A 16848-nucleotide genomic window follows, 5' to 3' on the forward strand; every position below is an offset into this window, starting at 1 on the left:
CGTGGCCTTGTCGGATTCGAGGGTGGCGATGGCGTCTTCGGCCTTGATGCTGTCGCCGACCTTCACGAACAGCTCGATCACCGGCACGTCGGAGAAGTCGCCGATGTCCGGCACCTTCACCTCGACGATGCCACCGCCAGCGGCGGGGGCCGCAGCCACGGGCGCCGGGGCGGCCGGTGCAGCAGCGGGAGCCGGGGCCGCAGCAGCCGGGGCAGGCGCCGCGGCAGCCGCGCCGGCGGCTTCGACCTTGATCAGCACGGTGCCTTCGGCGACCTTGTCGCCAAGGCCGACCAGTACTTCCTTGACGACGCCGGCGGCGGAGGACGGGACGTCCATCGTGGCCTTGTCGGATTCGAGGGTGGCGATGGCGTCGTCCACCTTGATGGTGTCGCCCACCTTGACGAACAGTTCGATGACAGGGACGTCGGAGAAGTCGCCGATGTCCGGAACCTTGACTTCGATGAGTTGGCTCATGGTTGCGCTCCTCGCGATCAGACGGACATGGGGTTCGGCTTGTTCGGGTCAAGGTTGTACTTGACCAGGGCGGCGGCGACGGTGTCGCGGCCGATCTTGCCGTCGTCGGCCAGCGCCTTGAGGGCGGCCAGCGCAACCCAGCGCCGATCCACTTCGAAGAAATGGCGCAGCTTCTCGCGGGTGTCGGAACGGCCGAAACCGTCGGTGCCCAGCGTGACGTAGGTGCCCTTCACGAACGGACGGATCTGCTCGGCGAACAGGCGCACGTAGTCGGTCGCGGCGACCACCGGGCCGACGGCGCCGTCGAGCTTCTGCTCGACGTGGCTCTTCTTCGGCGCCTCGAGCGGATGCAGCAGGTTCCAGCGGGCGGCGTCCTGGCCGTCGCGGACCAGCTCGTTGAAGCTCGGGCAGCCCCAGATGTCGGCCTCGACGCCCCAGTCGTTCTTGAGCAGGTCGGCGGCGGCGATGACTTCGTTGAAGATCGTGCCGGAGCCCAGCAGCTGCACGCGCAGCGCGCCTTCGCCGCCCTTCCTGAAGGCGTACATGCCCTTGATGATGTCGGCCTCGGCACCGGCCGGCATTTCGGGGTGCTCGTAGTTCTCGTTCATCACCGTGAGGTAGTAGTAAACGTCTTCCTGCTCGGCGAACATGCGGCGCATGCCGTCCTGCACGATGACCGCCACTTCGTACTGGAAGGTCGGGTCGTAGCTGATGCAGTTCGGGATCATGTTGGCGAGGATCTGGCTGTGACCGTCCTCGTGCTGCAGGCCTTCGCCGTTCAGCGTGGTGCGGCCGGCGGTGCCGCCGATCAGGAAGCCGCGGGTGCGCTGGTCGGCAGCCGCCCAGCACAGGTCCATGGTGCGCTGCAGGCCGAACATCGAATAGAAGATGTAGAACGGCACCATCTGCACGCCGTGCACGCTGTAGGCGGTGCCGGCGGCGATCCAGTCGGCCATTGCGCCGGCTTCGTTGATGCCTTCCTGGAGCACCTGGCCGGTGACGCTCTCCTTGTAGAACATGAGCTGGTCATGGTCTTCCGGGACGTAGTTCTGGCCTTGCTGGTTCCAGATGCCGTACTGGCGGAACATGCCTTCCATGCCGAAGGTGCGCGATTCGTCCGGCACGATCGGGACGATGTTCTTGCCGATCTGCTTGTCCTTCAGCAGGGTGTTCATGATGCGCACGATGGCCATCGTGGTGGACAGCTCACGGCCTTCGCCCGACGCCTTGAGCAGCGCGGCAAAGGTTTCGAGCGGCGGCACCTCGAGGGCGGCGGCCTTGCGGCGGCGGCTCGGCAGGAAGCCGCCCAGTTCCATGCGGCGTTCGCGCATGTACTTGTACTCGGCGGAGTCTTCCGGGAACTTCAGGTAGGGCAGCTCGGCGAGCTGGTCGTCGGGCACCGGCAGGCCGAAGCGGTCGCGGAAGCGCTTGATCGACTCGATGTCGAGCTTCTTCTGCTGGTGGGAGATGTTCATCGCTTCGCCGGACTGGCCCATGCCGAAGCCCTTGATGGTCTTGGCGAGGATCAGCGTGGGCGCACCCTTGTGGGTGACGGCGGCGTTGTAGGCGGTGAAGATCTTGAAGATGTCGTGGCCGCCGCGGTTGAGGTTCCACACCTCGTCGTCGGTCCAGTCGGCCACCAGCTCACGCAGTTCGGGCGTGTTGAAGAAGTGCTCGCGAACGTAGGCGCCGTTCTTGGCCTTGAAGGTCTGATATTCGCCGTCGCACAGCTCCATCATCCGCTTCTTCATGATGCCCTTCTTGTCGCGGGCAAACAGGGCGTCCCAGTGGGTGCCCCAGATCAGCTTGATGACGTTCCAGCCGGCGCCGCGGAATTCGGCTTCCAGCTCTTGAATGATCTTGCCGTTGCCGCGAACCGGGCCGTCGAGGCGCTGCAGGTTGCAGTTGATGACGAAGATCAGGTTGTCGAGCTTCTCGCGGCCGGCCATGCCGATGGCGCCGAGGGATTCGACCTCGTCGGTCTCGCCGTCGCCCAGGAAGGCCCAGACCTTGCGCTGCTCGGCCTTGGCGGCGTCGATCAGGCCACGGCTGGCGAGGTACTTCATGAAGCGCGCGGAGTAGATCGCGCACAGGGGGCCGAGGCCCATCGACACGGTGGGGAACTGCCAGAAATCCGGCATCAGCCACGGGTGCGGGTAGGAGGAGATGCCCTTGCCGTCGGTTTCCTGGCGGAAGTTGTCCATCTGCTCGTCGGTCAGGCGGCCGAGCATGTAGGCGCGGGAATACACGCCGGGCACCGAGTGGCCCTGGAAGTAGATCAGGTCGCCGCCGGTGTCGTGGTCGATGCTCTTCCAGAAGTGCGAGAAGCCCACGTCGTAGAGCGCAGCGGCAGAGGCGAAGGAGGCGATGTGGCCGCCGACGTTGGTGTGCTTGTTGGCGCGCACCACCATGGCCATGGCGTTCCAGCGGATGTAGGAATGGAGCTTGATCTCCATGTCCGGGTCGCCCGGGTACTTGGGCTGCTGGTCGGCCGGAATGGTGTTGATGTACTGGGTGTTGGCGGAGTAGGGGATGTCGATCCCTTCCTCGCGACCGGCTTCGATGAGCTTCTCGATCAGGAAGTGGGCACGGTCGGTGCCTTCCTGCGCGACGACCCCCTCGAGTGCGTCAAGCCATTCCTTGGTTTCCTGGGCGTCGATGTCTGCCCGGACGTTTTGCGTATTCGCGGCCATGGTCTTGTCTCCTCATGACTTGCGGGTTGTGGATTGTTGCCGTGGGTAACGGCAACGTGCTTTCACTACAAACCGGAGCAGGACCGGATCACGGTCCGAATTTTTCGCAATATAAAATCATTTCTCGTCATGTGCAATAGGTGTGATCCGCAATCATGACGTTGGCCGGGCTGCATGTTGTTTTGTCGTCACCCGGCCGCACAAGTTCGCGCCCGGCGCGTCGGCAGGGCCGGCACGACGGCGCAAAAGCAACGCCGGCCGGGCCAGAAGGCACCGGCCGGCGAGTTTTCGTTCGACGGGGAATGGGCAAAAAAAACGGCCGGGGGCGAGGGAGGGAGGGAGAAAACCCCCGGCCGTTTGCGGAAAGCGGTGTTCCGCGGCGGGATCATTTGGACTGCGCGTCCCGCTTCCGGTCTTCGTCGTACGCGAAGACCACGTGTCTGTTGCGAATCTCCCCGATGACCAGGAAACGCGTGGTGTCGATCGCCTCGTGGTCGGTCTTGGAGAAAGGACGATCATATACCATGACGATGCCTTCGACGCGTTCCTTGAGGTTTTCGAGGGCGTCCTGCAGGCGCGGGCCTTCGGTACTGCGAGCCTGGCGGATCGCGGCGGCGAGCAGCAGCATGGAGTCGTAGCCCTGGGCGGCGGCCGGCGCCACCGGAATGCGGTCGACGCCGAAGGTCTTGCGATACTTTTCGACAAAGTTGCGCTGCCGCGGCGTATCGCTTTCGGGGATGAAGGTCTGCGGCATCCGCGTGCCTTCGGCGTTGGGGCCGGCGTTGTCGATGAAGTTGGACATCGCCAGCGCCCAGCTACCCACCAGCGGCACCTTCCAGCCGATGCGCACCATGCCGTTGGCCAGGTGGGCCATCTCGGGGCCGAGGCCGTAGGTCAGGATGCCCTCGGCGCCGGCGGCGCGGGCACGAGCGAGCTGGGGGGTCATGTCCACCTCGCGGATGTTGAAGCGCTCCTCGGCCACCGGCTTGATGCCGTGGCGCTCCAGCGCCTTCTCCAGGTCCTCGCGGCCGAGCTGTCCGTAGTTGGTGCTGTCGTGGAAGATCGCCAGCTTGCGCAGGCGCTGGCGCACCACCGCCTCCTCGACGATCATCGCCGCCTGCAGGGTGTCGGGCGCGGAGACCCGGAAGATGTAGTTGTCGGGGTATTGTGGGGGCAGGAACTGCTTGGTGACGATCGACCCGGTGGCCACCGAGGTGATCATCGGGATGCGGGCCTGCTGGTAGAAGCGCTGGCTGGCGAGGGCCACGCCGGTGTTCACGATGCCCAGGCCGGTGACGATCTTCTCGTGATTGATGAGCTCCTGCGCCACCTGCGCGCCGCGCTCGGGGCGGGCTTCATCGTCGCGCTCGACGAGCTTCACCGGCCGCCCGAGCAGCCCGCCGGCTTCATTGATCTCCTGGGCCGCGAGCCGGATGCCGTCGCGCATCGCCAACCCCATCGGGCTCGATCCACCGGTGAAGGGGCCCATCACGCCGATGCGGATCGGCTCGGTGGCCGTCGCGCCGGCCGCCAGCAAACCCAGCGCGGCACAGGCCGCCACGCGCACGAATCGAAGCAAGGGTGTCTCCGCGGTTCTGTTCTTTGTTGTGCTTGTGTGTGTCGATCCTGCGCCTTCCCCTGCAGGCGCAGGGCAACGCTACGCCCCCGCTGCGGCCGGGTCAAATGCGGGACAACCCCTAGCTGCGCTGCCGCATGGCTTGCGTCGCCGCGCCCGGTTGGCGATGATCGGGGCATGGGAGAAAAGGACACATCGTGGCGCTGAAGGTTTATGTCTCCTACGCCTGGAAGGCGGAGGAGGATTCGGGGGTGGTCGCCGCGCTGGAAACGGCGCTGGCGGGGCAGGACGTCGAACTGGTGCGGGACGTGCGCCGGGTGGGCTATGGCGAGTCGATCCGGGCGTTCATGGACGAGATCGGCGAGGCGGATCAGGTGGTGCTGGTGCTCAGCGACGCCTACTTCCGCTCGCCCCCCTGCCTGTACGAACTGCGGGCCGTTGCTGAGCACCGGGATTTCCGGCGGCGGGTGCATCCGATCGTGCTTGCCGGGTGCGCGCTTCACGACCCGCTGTGGTGGATCGACATCGTTGCCCACTGGGAAGAGCAGGGTCGGGTGCTGGAGGCCAAGCTGGCCACCATCAGGCGGGAGAATATCGGGCCGCTCAACCGGACGGTGGATGACTATGCGGATTTTCGTCGCCTCGTGACTGGTCAGATGGCGACGCTGGCGGACATGAACGCGCTGACCGAAGAGGTGCATCGGGTGACTGATTTTGCGGCGCTGGTGGCAAGGCTTTCGGCGAGTAGCGGGCAGGTAGTGGTGCCACCCAGACCGGACCCCAAGCCCGAAGCGGCGCCGCAGCCTGTTTTGCAAATCCCTATGCCCTGGTGGGCGGAGAGGGTCGAGCGGGACGCACGCGGCGTCTTCATTCGTGTGATGTGGTTGGGCAAAGAGCATCGGCTGGATTGGGACGTGTTGAGTAAGTCTTGGTGGGCCAGCAGCAAAGGGCCGATCGGCGTGGATGGATACGGCATGTTCTGCGACGCGGATTTGGGTGGAGTAACGCAGCGCTTCCGGCGGATTCTTCCAGGGAATTTCTGGATGGGCTCTCGGGAGGATGAAGTGGGTCGCGAAGGTATTGAAGGCCCGCAGCATTTTGTGCGATTGACCGAAGGCTACTGGCTTGCCGAGACGGCGTGTAGCCAGTTGGTGTGGGAGGCCGTAATGGGGAGCAACCCCAGCCAATTTAAGGACGACCGGCAGAACCCGGTGGAGCGGGTGAGCTGGGACGACGTACAGGGCTTCTTGCGGGAAGTGGAAAAGCGCCTGCCTGGCGTGAAGGCGGCCCTACCTACTGAAGCCGAATGGGAGTACGCCTGCCGAGCAGGCAGCAACACGGCATTCAGTTGGGGTGATGGGATCGCGCCGGATCAGGCCAACTACGGGGCGTCGGAAAGCTACGCCAACGGCCCGACTGGTGAATTGCGGCACGAGACGGTGCCGGTGAGAGCCTATGCCCCGAATGCCTGGGGCCTGTACCAGATGCACGGGAACATTTTGGAATGGTGCGCAGATTGTCCGCGGGGCTACGACGGTTCGCCACAAGAGGATCCGTGTGGCGCGGACGATGTGAAGACCGCTGCCTCGCGCGCCGTGCGCGGTGGAGCGTGGGGCGGAAACCCGCGCTGGCTGAGGGCTGCCTCCCGCGATTGCTGCAACCACGATGAGCGCTTCAACTATCTGGGCTTTCGATTATCCCTGAGGTCCGCAAGCCATTAAGGGGCACGGGCGGCGTGGCAGCCCACCAACCCACCCCCCGATTAGGGAAACCCCCGATGCGCCTTTTTCGTCTGCGCGGCGACGATGCACGGGATATGCCGAACAAGAAGAACCCGCGCCCCCAGCCGCCCCATAACGTCCAGACCAACTGGTACTGGTCGGCGCCTTACTTTGCCGTCCTGATCTTCGCGCTGGCGATGCTGGTGCTGGTGTGGGTGCTCCAGCGCCAGGAGAGCGAGACCCAGCGCAACGCCCTGGCCCGGGACGTGCAGTGGGCCGAGCAGACCATGCGCCTGCACATGCAGGGCACCGAGGATTTCCTGGGCCAACTGGCCCGCGAGCTGGCGGGTGGCACTCTGGACGGCGACGGTTTTCAGGTGCGCGCCAACCAGCACATCGCCAACAACCCGGAGTTGGTCAACGTTGTGTGGATTGCCGCCGACCAGCGGGTGAAATGGACCGCGCCCTTCGACACCACCGACTGGCTGGTGGGCGACGCCCTGTCGCGGGTGCAGTCGGAGGTGGCGAGCCGGGCCCGCAGCCTGGGCCGCCCGGTGTACGGCGAGGCTTACGTCAACGCCCGCAACATGGCGGTGCTGGAGGTGTACATGCCGGTCCAGCAGGGCCGGCAGCCGCTGGGGGCGGTGGTCGCGGTGTATTCCATCGAACGGATGGTGGCGCACCTGGTGCCGAGCTGGTTCGGCGAGAAATACCGGCTGGCCTTCGTCGGCGTCCGCGGCGAGGTGCTCGGCGCCAACTCGTCGGCGCGGCCGGTGGACGAGAGCCTCGACTTCGCGGTGCCCCTCGATCCGCCGGGCAACGGGCTGGGCCTGCAGGCCACCGCTTACCACGTGGAGAGCGAGCTGCCCAAGGGCCTGCCGATCGCGGTGATCGTGGCGCTGAGCTTCTTCGTGCTGTGGAGCCTGTGGCTGCTGCGCGCCCACACCCTGCGCCGGGTGCGCGTCGAGAAGGAGCGCGACCGGCTGTTCAACCTGTCCCTCGACATGCTGGCGATCCTCGGCCACGACGGGGTGTTCCGCCGCTGCAATCCGGCCTTCGAGCGCATCCTCGGCCATTCGCCGGAATCCCTGCCTGGCCGGCCGCTGCTGGATTTCATCCACCCGGACGACGTGGCCGACGCGATCGTCCATCTGCGCAGCCTGGCTTCCGGCACGCCCGGTGCCTTCGAGAACCGTTGCCGCTGCGCCGACGGCAGCTACCGCTGGCTGGCCTGGAGCGTGAACTCGGTGCCCGAGGAGCGGCTGATGTACGCCGTCGCCCACGACATCACCGGACGCAAGGCGGCCGAGGAGGCGTTGCACGACGAGTACGCCTTCCGCAAGTCGATGGAGGAATCCCTCGTCACCGGCTTGCGCGCCATCGACCTCTCCGGCCGGATCACCTATGTTAACCAGGCCTTCTGTCGCATGACCGGCTGGTCGCGGGACGAGCTGGTGGGCTCCGTGCCGCCGTTTCCGTACTGGCCGCGGGACGAGGTCGAGAGCCTGCAGCGCAACCTCGAGCTCACCCTGTCGGGTAACGCGCCGTCCACCGGCTTCGAGATGCGGGTGCGCCGCAAGGACGGCTCGCGGCTCGACGCGCGCTTTTACCTGTCGCCGCTGATCGACGGGGAAGGGCGGCAGATCGGCTGGATGGCGTCGATCACCGACATCACCGAGCCCAAGCGGGTGCGCGCCGAACTCGAGGCCGCCCACGAGCGCTTCGTGGCGATCCTCGACGGCCTCGACGCCGCGGTTTACGTGGCCGACGCCGCCAGCGACGAAATCCTCTTCGCCAACCGCGCCTTCAAGAGCATCTACGGCTTCGACGCGGTGGGCCGGCGGGTCGGCACCTACGGCCTGCCCACGCCGCCCGATACCCTGTGGTACGACGTGGACCCGCGCCGCCTGGCCCCGGAACAGCTCCCTCGCGAGCTCTACGACGGCGAGCTGCAGAACGACCTGTCGGGCCGCTGGTACCACATCCGCGAGCGGGCCACCCGATGGGTGGACGGCCGCGTGGTGCGCATGGCGATCGCCACCGACATCACCGACCGCAAGCGCGTCGACGAGGAGAACCGTGCCCAGCAGGAGCGCCTGCAGCGCACCTCGCGCCTCATCACGATGGGCGAGATGGCCTCCACGCTGGCCCACGAACTCAACCAGCCGCTGGCGGCCATCGCAAATTACTCGGCCGGCTGCGTCAATCGCCTGCAGTCCGGCGAGTACCGCCAGGAAGACATCCTCACCGCGATGCAGAAGGCCAGCGCCCAGGCCGAGCGGGCCGGCAAGATCATCCGGCGGGTGCGCGAGTTCGTGAAGAAGAGCGAGCCCCGACGCCACGCGGTGCAGCTCGCCGGCATTGTCGAGGACGCCATCGGCTTCGTCGAGATCGACGCCCGCCGCCACGGCGCGCTGGTGGAAAGCCGCTTGCCCGCCGACCTGCCGCCGGTGTTCGCCGACGCGGTGATGATCGAGCAGGTGGTGCTCAACCTCGTCAAGAACGGCATCGAGGCGATGCGCGAAACCCCTGCCGACGAGCGCCTGCTGGTCGTGTCGGCGCGGCGCATCGAGCACGGGCAGGTCGAGGTCTCCGTCGCCGACCGCGGCCACGGCCTGTCCGACGAGGCCCGCGAGAAGCTGTTCTCGCCCTTCTACACCACCAAGGCCGAAGGCATGGGCATGGGCCTCAACATCTGCCGCTCGATCGTCGAATTCCACGACGGGCGCCTGTGGGTGGACGCCAACCCGGCCGGAGGATGTATCTTCCGCTTCACCCTGCCCCTGGAGACCCCCCGTGAAAGCGCCCCCCTCGATGCCTGAACAGATCATCTACCTCGTGGATGACGACGAAGCCCTGCGCGACTCCCTCGTCTGGCTGCTCGAATCCCAGGGTTTCAAGGTGGCCGCCTTCGCCTCGGCGGAAGATTTCCTGCGCGCCTGGCGTCCCGAGTTCAACGGCTGCCTGCTGCTGGATGTGCGGATGCCCGGCATGAGCGGGCTCGAACTCCACGAACGCCTGCGCGCCCGGTACTGCACCCTGCCGGTGATCTTCATCACCGGTCACGGCGACGTGCCGATGGCGGTGGCGGCGCTCAAGAAGGGTGCCGTCGACTTCATCGAGAAGCCCTTCAACGACACCGAACTGTTGCACCTCGTCACCCAATGCCTCGCCAAGGAGCGCGAGAGCCGCGACCGCCGCCGCCAGGACGCCGAAGTCTCGCGCCGCCTCGACCAGCTCACCCAGCGCGAGCGCGAGGTGCTCGAGCTCATCATCGTCGGCAAGCTCAACAAGCAGATCGCCGACGTGCTCGGCATCAGCATCAAGACCGTCGAGGTGCACCGCGCCCGCGTCATGGAGAAGATGGGCGCCCAGTCGCTGGCCGAGCTGGTGCAGCACGTCATGGCCATCGAGGGCGCGGCCGGACGCGCGTGACCCGGCCCGGGCGTCGTCCTGGTGGCCGAAACGCGCTTAAGTCGTGGTAGACTCTCAGGTTTTTCCTGAGGGGCGCAGGCATGACGGCTCGCATCATCGATGGCAACGCGCTTTCCGCGAAACTGCGCGGAGAACTCGCCGCGAAGGCGGCTGAACTGACCGCGCAGGGCACCCAGCCCTGCCTCGCGGTGATCCTCGTCGGCGGCGATCCGGCCTCGGCGGTTTACGTGCGCAACAAGGTCGCCGGCTGCGAGAAGGCCGGCATCAAGTCCCTCAAGTTCGAATACCCGCAGGACGCGGCGCCCGCCGATGTGCTGGGCAAGATCGCCGCCCTCAACGCCGACCCGTCGGTGCACGGCATCCTGGTGCAGTTGCCGCTGCCCAAACAGTTCGACGAGAAGGAAATCCTCGAGGCGATCGCCGTCGAGAAGGACGTGGATGGTTTCCACGCCGAGAACGTCGGCCGCCTGTCGCAAGGCCAGGAAGCCTTCGTGCCGTGCACGCCCAACGGCGTGATGGAAATGCTCAAGAGCATCGACATGCCCCTGCGCGGCGCCGAGGCCGTGGTGATCGGCCGCTCCAACATCGTCGGCAAGCCGATGGCGATGCTGCTCACCGCCGCCGGCGCCACCGTCACGGTGTGCCACTCCGGCACCCGCGACCTCAACTTCCACACCCGTCGCGCCGACATCCTTGTGGCCGCCATCGGCAAGCCGAAGTTCGTCACCGGCGACATGGTCAAGCCGGGTGCCGTGGTCATCGACGTGGGCATCAACCGCCTCCCGGATGGCAAGCTCTGCGGCGACGTGGATTTCGACTCCGCCAAGGACGTCGCCGGTGCCATCACCCCGGTGCCGGGCGGCGTGGGCCCCATGACCATCACCATGCTGCTGGTCAATACCGTGGTTTCCGCCGGCCGTGCGGCCGCCAAGAAAGGCTGAAGGATGAACGCGCAGAACCCCGTCGTCGGCATCGTCATGGGCTCCAACTCGGACTGGCCGACGATGCAGGCCGCCGCCAAGGTGCTGAAGGACTTCGGCGTGCCCTTCGAGGCCCGCGTCGTCTCGGCCCACCGCACGCCCGACCTGATGTTCGAATATGCCGAGGCCGCCCGTGGTCGCGGCATCAAGGCGATCATCGCCGGTGCCGGCGGCGCGGCCCACCTGCCGGGCATGATCGCCGCCAAGACCACCGTGCCGGTGCTTGGCGTGCCGGTGCAGTCCAAGGCGCTCTCCGGCAAGGATTCGCTGCTGTCCATCGTCCAGATGCCCAAGGGCATCCCGGTGGCCACCTTCGCCATCGGCGAGGCGGGGGCGGCCAACGCCGGCCTCTTCGCCGTCGCGCTGCTCGCCAATACCGATGCCGCCCTGGCCGACAGGCTCGACGCCTTCCGCGCCGAGCAGACCGCCAGCGTGCTGGCCATGAACCTCGACCCGATCTGATTGCAGGATTGACGCGATGATCCTCCCGCCCGCCACCCTCGGCATGCTCGGCGGCGGCCAGCTCGGCCGCTTCTTCGTCGCCGCGGCCCATGAAATGGGCTACAAGGTCTGGGTGCTCGACCCCGATCCCCACAGCCCCGCGGGGCGCATCGCCGACCGCCACCTGCAGGCCGGCTACGACGACTTCGCCGCCCTCGACACCCTGGCCGACGCCTGTGCCGCGGTCACCACCGAGTTCGAGAACGTGCCGGCCGAGACGCTCGATTACCTCGCCAAGTTCGTGCCGGTGCGCCCGGGTGCCTCGGCTGTGGCGGTGTGCCAGAACCGCATCGCCGAGAAATCCTTCCTGCGCGACAACGGTCTGCCCCACGGCCCCTTCGCGGTGATCCAGTCGGAGGCTGATCTCGCCGCCGCGCCGGCCAGCCTCTACCCGGCGATTCTCAAGGTGGCCCGCTTCGGCTACGACGGCAAGGGCCAGGCCCGCGTCGCCAATGCCGCCGAGGCGCTGCAGGCCTTCCACCAGTTCAAGAACGAAGCCTGCGTGCTCGAGCAGATGCTCACCCTCGACTACGAAGTCTCGGTGGTGCTGGCCCGCGACGAACACGGCAAGGTCAAGTGCTTCCCGACCGTCGAGAACCAGCACAGTCGTGGCATTCTCGACGTCTCCATCGCACCGGCGCGTAGTTCCGCCTGCCTGCGCGACTCGGCCCAGGAATACGCCGAACGCATCGCCGAGCGGCTCGGCTTCATCGGCACGCTGGCGGTGGAGTTCTTCGTCAGCCGCGGTCAGCTCTACGTCAATGAGATGGCGCCGCGCCCGCACAACAGTGGCCACCACACCATCGACGCCTGCGTCACCAGCCAGTACGCGCAGCAGGTGCGCGCCCTGTGCGGTCTGCCGCTGGGCGAGACCACCCAGCACAGCGCCTCGGTGATGGTCAATCTGCTCGGCGAGCTGTGGTACGAGGGCGGTGCGCCCCATGGCCGCTACCGCGAGCCCGACTGGTCCGTCCTCCACGCCGTGCCCGGCCTCGCGCTGCACCTGTATGCCAAGCACCACGCCCGCCCCGGCCGCAAGATGGGGCACTTCACCGTGATCGGCAGCGATGCCGCCGACGTGCTGGCCCGGGCGCTGGCCGCCCGCCAGGCCATCGGCGTGCGCGACGAAGCCTGATCGCCGGCATGAACGACATCGCCCAGGCCGTCGCGCTGCTTCGTCGGGGCGAGCTCGTCGCCCTGCCCACCGAAACGGTGTACGGCCTCGGCGCCGACGCGATGAATCCCGAGGCCTGCGCGAAGATCTTCGCCGCCAAGGGGCGCCCGTCCGACCACCCGCTGATCGTCCATCTGCCCGACGCCGACCTGCTGCCCCGGTGGGCACGGGCGATCCCCAAGGAGGCCATCGCGCTCGCCCGCGCCTTCTGGCCGGGCCCGTTGACGCTGATCCTGAAGAAGCACGAGGACGTGCCGGACCTCGTCACCGGCGGGCAGGACACCGTGGGCCTGCGCGTGCCCAATCATCCGGTCGCCCTCAAACTGCTGCGCGCCTTTGACGGCGGCATTGCGGCACCGTCCGCCAACCGCTTTGGCCGCATCAGCCCGACCACCGCCGCCCACGTGCGCGAAGAGCTCGGCGACCGCGTGTCGCTGATCCTCGACGGCGGCCCCTGCCAGGTCGGCCTCGAATCCACCATCCTCGACCTCTCCCGCGACGTGCCGGTGATCCTGCGCCCCGGCGCCATCGGCGCGGACGACATCGCCCGCGTCATCGGCCGGCGTCCGCGCCTGCGCGGCGAGGACGAGGCCGCCGCCCAGCACGTGGCCGCACCCCGGGTTTCCGGCGCGTTGGCCGCCCATTACGCGCCGCGCACCCCGCTCGAACTGCTCCCCACCGCGATCCTGGGGCAGCGCGTCCGGTCCGGCGACGCGGTGCTGGCCCGCATGCCGCGCCCGCTCGATCTGCCTTCGGACGTCACCTGGGTGGTGGCCGCCGACGATGCGGCGGGTTACGGCCACGCGCTCTACGCGCACCTGCGCCAACTCGACGCCAGCGGCCGTGCCCGCATTCTCGTCGAGGCGCCGCCAGCCTCCGCCGACTGGGCGGCCGTCGTCGACCGGCTGGGCCGTGCTGCGGTCGGGTCCGGCGAGGACGACGAAACCTGAGCGTCGGGCCTTGCAATATCGGGACGCTCCGCTATAATGCGCGTCTTACGTGGGCCGATAGCTCAGCTGGGAGAGCGCCGCGTTCGCAATGCGGAGGTCGTGAGTTCGATCCTCATTCGGTCCACCACCCGTTTCGAAAAATGCCAGCAGGCGCTGCCTGTTGGCATTTTTAATCTGCAGCGCCCCGTGGAGGGGTTCCCGAGCGGTCAAAGGGATCAGACTGTAAATCTGACGGCACTGCCTTCGAAGGTTCGAATCCTTCCCCCTCCACCATCCCGGATTCACGCCAGAGGCCCCCGCGCAAGCGGGGGCTTCTGCGTTTCGGCGGCCGGCTGCGCATCGCTTGACACCCTGCCGGCCGCTTCTTAGGCTCCGCCGGTCTCCACGCGAAAGCCCGCCCATGCCGCCGTCGAGGCCATCCCCCGCCTGGGGCGACATCCTGCTCACCGCCATCGCCCCCGTGCTGTGGGGGACGACCTACATCCTCGCGTCCGAAGTGCTGCCGCCGGGGCGCCCGTTCATGTCGGCCATGATCCGCGTGCTGCCTGCGGGGCTGCTGCTCGTGCTGCTGATGCGCGTCGTGCCGGCGCGGACCGAGTGGGGGCGCCTGCTTGTACTGACCGCGCTCAACGTGGGGGTCTTCCAGGCGCTGCTGTTCGTGGCGGCCTATCGTCTGCCGGGCGGGCTGGCGGCTGTCATCGGTGCGATCCAGCCGCTGCTCGTGATGGCGCTGGGCTGGCTGGTGGATCGCCGTGCGCCGGCTGGCGTGGCGGTAGCGGCGGCGGTGCTCGGCGTGGTCGGCATGGCGTTGCTGCTGCTGTCGCCGGCGACGGTCTGGGAACCGCTGGGGATGGCCGCCGCGGCGCTCGGGGCGGCGTGCATGGCCACCGGCACCTGGCTCACCCGACGCTGGCGGCTCGACATGCCGCTGCTCGCGCTCACCGGCTGGCAATTGCTGGGCGGCGGGCTGATGCTGATTCCCCTCGCCGTGTGGGGGGAGGCGCCCCTGCCGGCCCTGTCGTCGGCACAGGTGGCGGCCTATGCCTATCTGTCGCTGGCCGGTGCCTTGCTCGCGTCGGCGTTATGGTTTCGCGGCATCGCGCGGCTGTCGCCGGTGGCGGTGTCGTCGCTCGGCCTGTTGAGTCCGCTGGTGGCGGTCGGACTGGGCTGGGGGCTGCTCGGGCAGGCCGTCACGGGGTCGGCCTTGCTGGGTTTGCTGATGGTGCTGGCGAGCGTGCTGGCGGTGCAGTGGGCGATGGCGCGGGAAGCCTGAGCGAGCCGCCTTGCCGCCCGCCATCGGGTGGGCGGCGGGGAGCGAAACCATTCCTTGCAGGTATGGCGACGGTAACCTAACCTCATAACACGGAGGCGGTGCCCGTCAGTCTGCCGTGTGGTTTCCGGTCCAATTCTCCCCGCGCCCGTCCCAGGGCGCCACGCCTTTGCCTCCGAGTCGATCCGATCAATCCATGAGCCCGTCGGGGTGGTCGTGGCGGGCTCGCGCAGGAGGGCGATGCCATGAGCGAATATCGATATGTGTCCCGGGTCAGCGACATGCTGCACATCCACCGGGAGGCGCGGCGGAGCGAGGACGGCGAGCGCTGCATGGTGGCGCCGTGTCCCGATCTGGCGGACAAGCTCAAGAAGGAGCTCACGGCGATGCGCGGCAAGGCCAAGGATTTCATGGCCTCGTTCCAGCTGCGCGCGTCGGAGCCGCGGCATGACGGCTTCAACGACGGCCTGATCATTCCGCCCGAGGACTATCCCCTCGGGTCGTCGCCGAGCCGGATCCGCGGTGCGGCGGCCGAGCGGGCGCCACTGCGGGGCGTGGTGCGGGTGATCGTGGTGCTGGTGGATTTCTCCGACAAGCCGATGACCCAGACCGTCGCGCATTTCGAGCAGCTGTTCTTTTCGACGGGGGTGATGCCCACCAAGAGCGTCAAGGAGTACTACGCCGACGTGACCCGCGGCCTGGTGAACATCCAGGGCCAGGTGGTCGGCCCGTTCCGCCTGCCCAAGACGCTGGCCCAGTACGCCAACGGCGCCTCGGGGACCGGCGCGGCCCTGCCCAACGCCCGCACCATGGCGCGCGATGCGGTGGTGGCGGCCAACCCCAGCGTCAATTTCGGGCCCTACGACAACGACGGCAACGGCTACGTGGATGCCTTCATCGTGGTGCACGCCGGGCAGGGCGCCGAGGTGACCGGCAAGCCGGGCGACATCTGGTCGCACAAATGGACCCTCGACGGCGGCGCGATGAACGTGGACGGTACCAAGGTCTATGCCTACCTCACGGTGCCGGAGGATTCGAAGATCGGCGTCTGCTGCCACGAGCTGGGTCACCTGCTGTTCGGCTTCCCGGACCTCTACGACACCGATTACACCTCAGAAGGCATTGGCAACTGGTGCCTGATGTCGGGCGGCAGCTGGGGTGGCGGCGGCAACACGCCGGTGCATCCGTCGGCCTGGTGCAAGGCCAATCAGGGCTGGGCGAGCGTCACCAACGTCACCAGCAACGGGGTCAAGAACATCGCCGACGTGAAGGACTCGGGGGTCGTCTATCGCCTCTGGAAGGACGGCGCGGCGAGCAGCGAGTATTTCCTCGTCGAGAACCGTCAGAAGAGTGGGTTCGACAGTTCGCTACCGGCCGGCGGCCTGCTGATCTGGCACATCGACGACAGCGTCGCCGGCAACACCAACGAGGCCCACTACAAGGTGGCGCTGATGCAGGCCGACGGGCTGCGCGACATGGAGCTCGACCACAACCGTGGCGATGCCGGCGACCCGTATCCCGGCTCGAGCAACAACACCACCTTCAACAACACCTCGACACCCAGCTCCAAGAGCTATGCCGGTGCCAACACCTGCGTGGCCGTTACGGGCATCGGTCCGTCGGGCCCGGTGATGAGCGCCAGCCTGCGGGTGAAGTGCACCGTCGTCAAACCGAAGAAGGAAGTGGCCATCGACAAGACCGTGCTGGCCGACAAGAGCGCGGCGGCGGACAAATCGCTGATCAGCGACAAGAAGATCGAGAAGAAGGTCGAGAAGCCCATCACCGACAAGAGCGCCGCCTTCGACAAGGGCACCACCGAGAAGCTGGTGGAAGGCAAGCTCGCCGACAAGCCGGGCATCGGCGTGCGAGCGATGGATTACGGCGAGCTGGAGTCGCGCATCGCCCAGCTCGAGGCGCTGCTGCTGGGAGGGCAGGCCGCCGCCCAGCCGTTCATCGGGCGGGCGTTGCGCCCCGACCTGTCGGGCAGCGCCTACTCGGACGAGGACGACAACGAGGCCGATCCCACGGCCTTCGGCAGCAAGCGCCTGCTCGACCGCCCCGCCGAGTGAGCGCC

General features: G+C 67.4%; 12 protein-coding genes and 2 tRNA genes. 11 read left to right on the forward strand and 3 right to left on the reverse strand.

The features are described 5' to 3' along the window. The 3 genes from ACE3P2_RS08945 to ACE3P2_RS08955 form a co-directional block, all read right to left on the reverse strand. Positions 1–474, reverse strand: a 474-nt coding sequence (locus tag ACE3P2_RS08945; RefSeq protein ID WP_374263583.1) for a biotin/lipoyl-containing protein, incomplete at its 3' end; no start/stop codon positions are given. A 17-nt stretch (positions 475–491) separates the two neighbouring features. Further along, complete coding sequence (gene aceE, locus ACE3P2_RS08950; RefSeq protein WP_374263585.1) at positions 492–3167, reverse strand: pyruvate dehydrogenase (acetyl-transferring), homodimeric type; 2676 nt, start codon at positions 3165–3167, stop codon at positions 492–494. Positions 3168–3552: 385 nt separating this feature from the next. After that, positions 3553–4746 (reverse strand): ABC transporter substrate-binding protein, encoded by a 1194-nt coding sequence (locus ACE3P2_RS08955; RefSeq protein WP_374263587.1) that lies wholly within the window; start codon positions 4744–4746, stop codon positions 3553–3555. 194 nt (positions 4747–4940) lie between these two features. Between ACE3P2_RS08955 and ACE3P2_RS08960 the strand changes: the two genes are divergently transcribed. The 11 genes from ACE3P2_RS08960 (at position 4941) to ACE3P2_RS09010 (ending at position 16843) form a co-directional block, all read left to right on the forward strand. Then, positions 4941–6464 (forward strand): SUMF1/EgtB/PvdO family nonheme iron enzyme, encoded by a 1524-nt coding sequence (locus ACE3P2_RS08960; RefSeq protein WP_374263589.1) that lies wholly within the window; start codon positions 4941–4943, stop codon positions 6462–6464. Between the two features lie 95 nt (positions 6465–6559). Beyond that, complete coding sequence (locus ACE3P2_RS08965) at positions 6560–9286, forward strand: PAS domain S-box protein (protein WP_374263591.1); 2727 nt, start codon at positions 6560–6562, stop codon at positions 9284–9286. Beyond that, complete coding sequence (locus ACE3P2_RS08970) at positions 9261–9899, forward strand: response regulator transcription factor (RefSeq protein WP_374263593.1); 639 nt, start codon at positions 9261–9263, stop codon at positions 9897–9899. The genes ACE3P2_RS08965 and ACE3P2_RS08970 overlap by 26 nt, the downstream gene beginning before the upstream one ends. A gap of 80 nt (positions 9900–9979) precedes the next feature. Beyond that, positions 9980–10840, forward strand: a complete 861-nt coding sequence (gene folD / locus ACE3P2_RS08975) for a bifunctional methylenetetrahydrofolate dehydrogenase/methenyltetrahydrofolate cyclohydrolase FolD (protein ID WP_374263595.1) — start codon at positions 9980–9982, stop codon at positions 10838–10840. A 3-nt stretch (positions 10841–10843) separates the two neighbouring features. Next, positions 10844–11341: a 5-(carboxyamino)imidazole ribonucleotide mutase gene (gene purE, locus ACE3P2_RS08980; protein ID WP_374263597.1), complete on the forward strand. Its 498-nt coding sequence runs from the start codon at positions 10844–10846 to the stop codon at positions 11339–11341. A gap of 16 nt (positions 11342–11357) precedes the next feature. Continuing rightward, positions 11358–12515, forward strand: coding sequence for a 5-(carboxyamino)imidazole ribonucleotide synthase (locus ACE3P2_RS08985; RefSeq protein ID WP_374263599.1), 1158 nt, complete (start codon positions 11358–11360; stop codon positions 12513–12515). Positions 12516–12523: 8 nt separating this feature from the next. After that, on the forward strand, positions 12524–13504 hold the full coding sequence (locus ACE3P2_RS08990; RefSeq protein WP_374263601.1) for an L-threonylcarbamoyladenylate synthase: 981 nt from the start codon (positions 12524–12526) through the stop codon (positions 13502–13504). Positions 13505–13555: 51 nt separating this feature from the next. Continuing rightward, positions 13556–13631: transfer RNA gene (locus tag ACE3P2_RS08995), tRNA-Ala, on the forward strand. Positions 13632–13692: 61 nt separating this feature from the next. Continuing rightward, positions 13693–13777, forward strand: a tRNA-Tyr gene (locus ACE3P2_RS09000). A gap of 127 nt (positions 13778–13904) precedes the next feature. Further along, complete coding sequence (locus tag ACE3P2_RS09005) at positions 13905–14777, forward strand: EamA family transporter (protein WP_374263603.1); 873 nt, start codon at positions 13905–13907, stop codon at positions 14775–14777. A gap of 242 nt (positions 14778–15019) precedes the next feature. Next, complete coding sequence (locus ACE3P2_RS09010) at positions 15020–16843, forward strand: M6 family metalloprotease domain-containing protein (RefSeq protein ID WP_374263605.1); 1824 nt, start codon at positions 15020–15022, stop codon at positions 16841–16843. Positions 16844–16848 lie beyond the last annotated feature (5 nt).

Source organism: Zoogloea sp. (genome assembly GCF_041911615.1).
In the GTDB taxonomy this organism is placed as follows: Bacteria; Pseudomonadota; Gammaproteobacteria; order Burkholderiales; family Rhodocyclaceae; genus Zoogloea.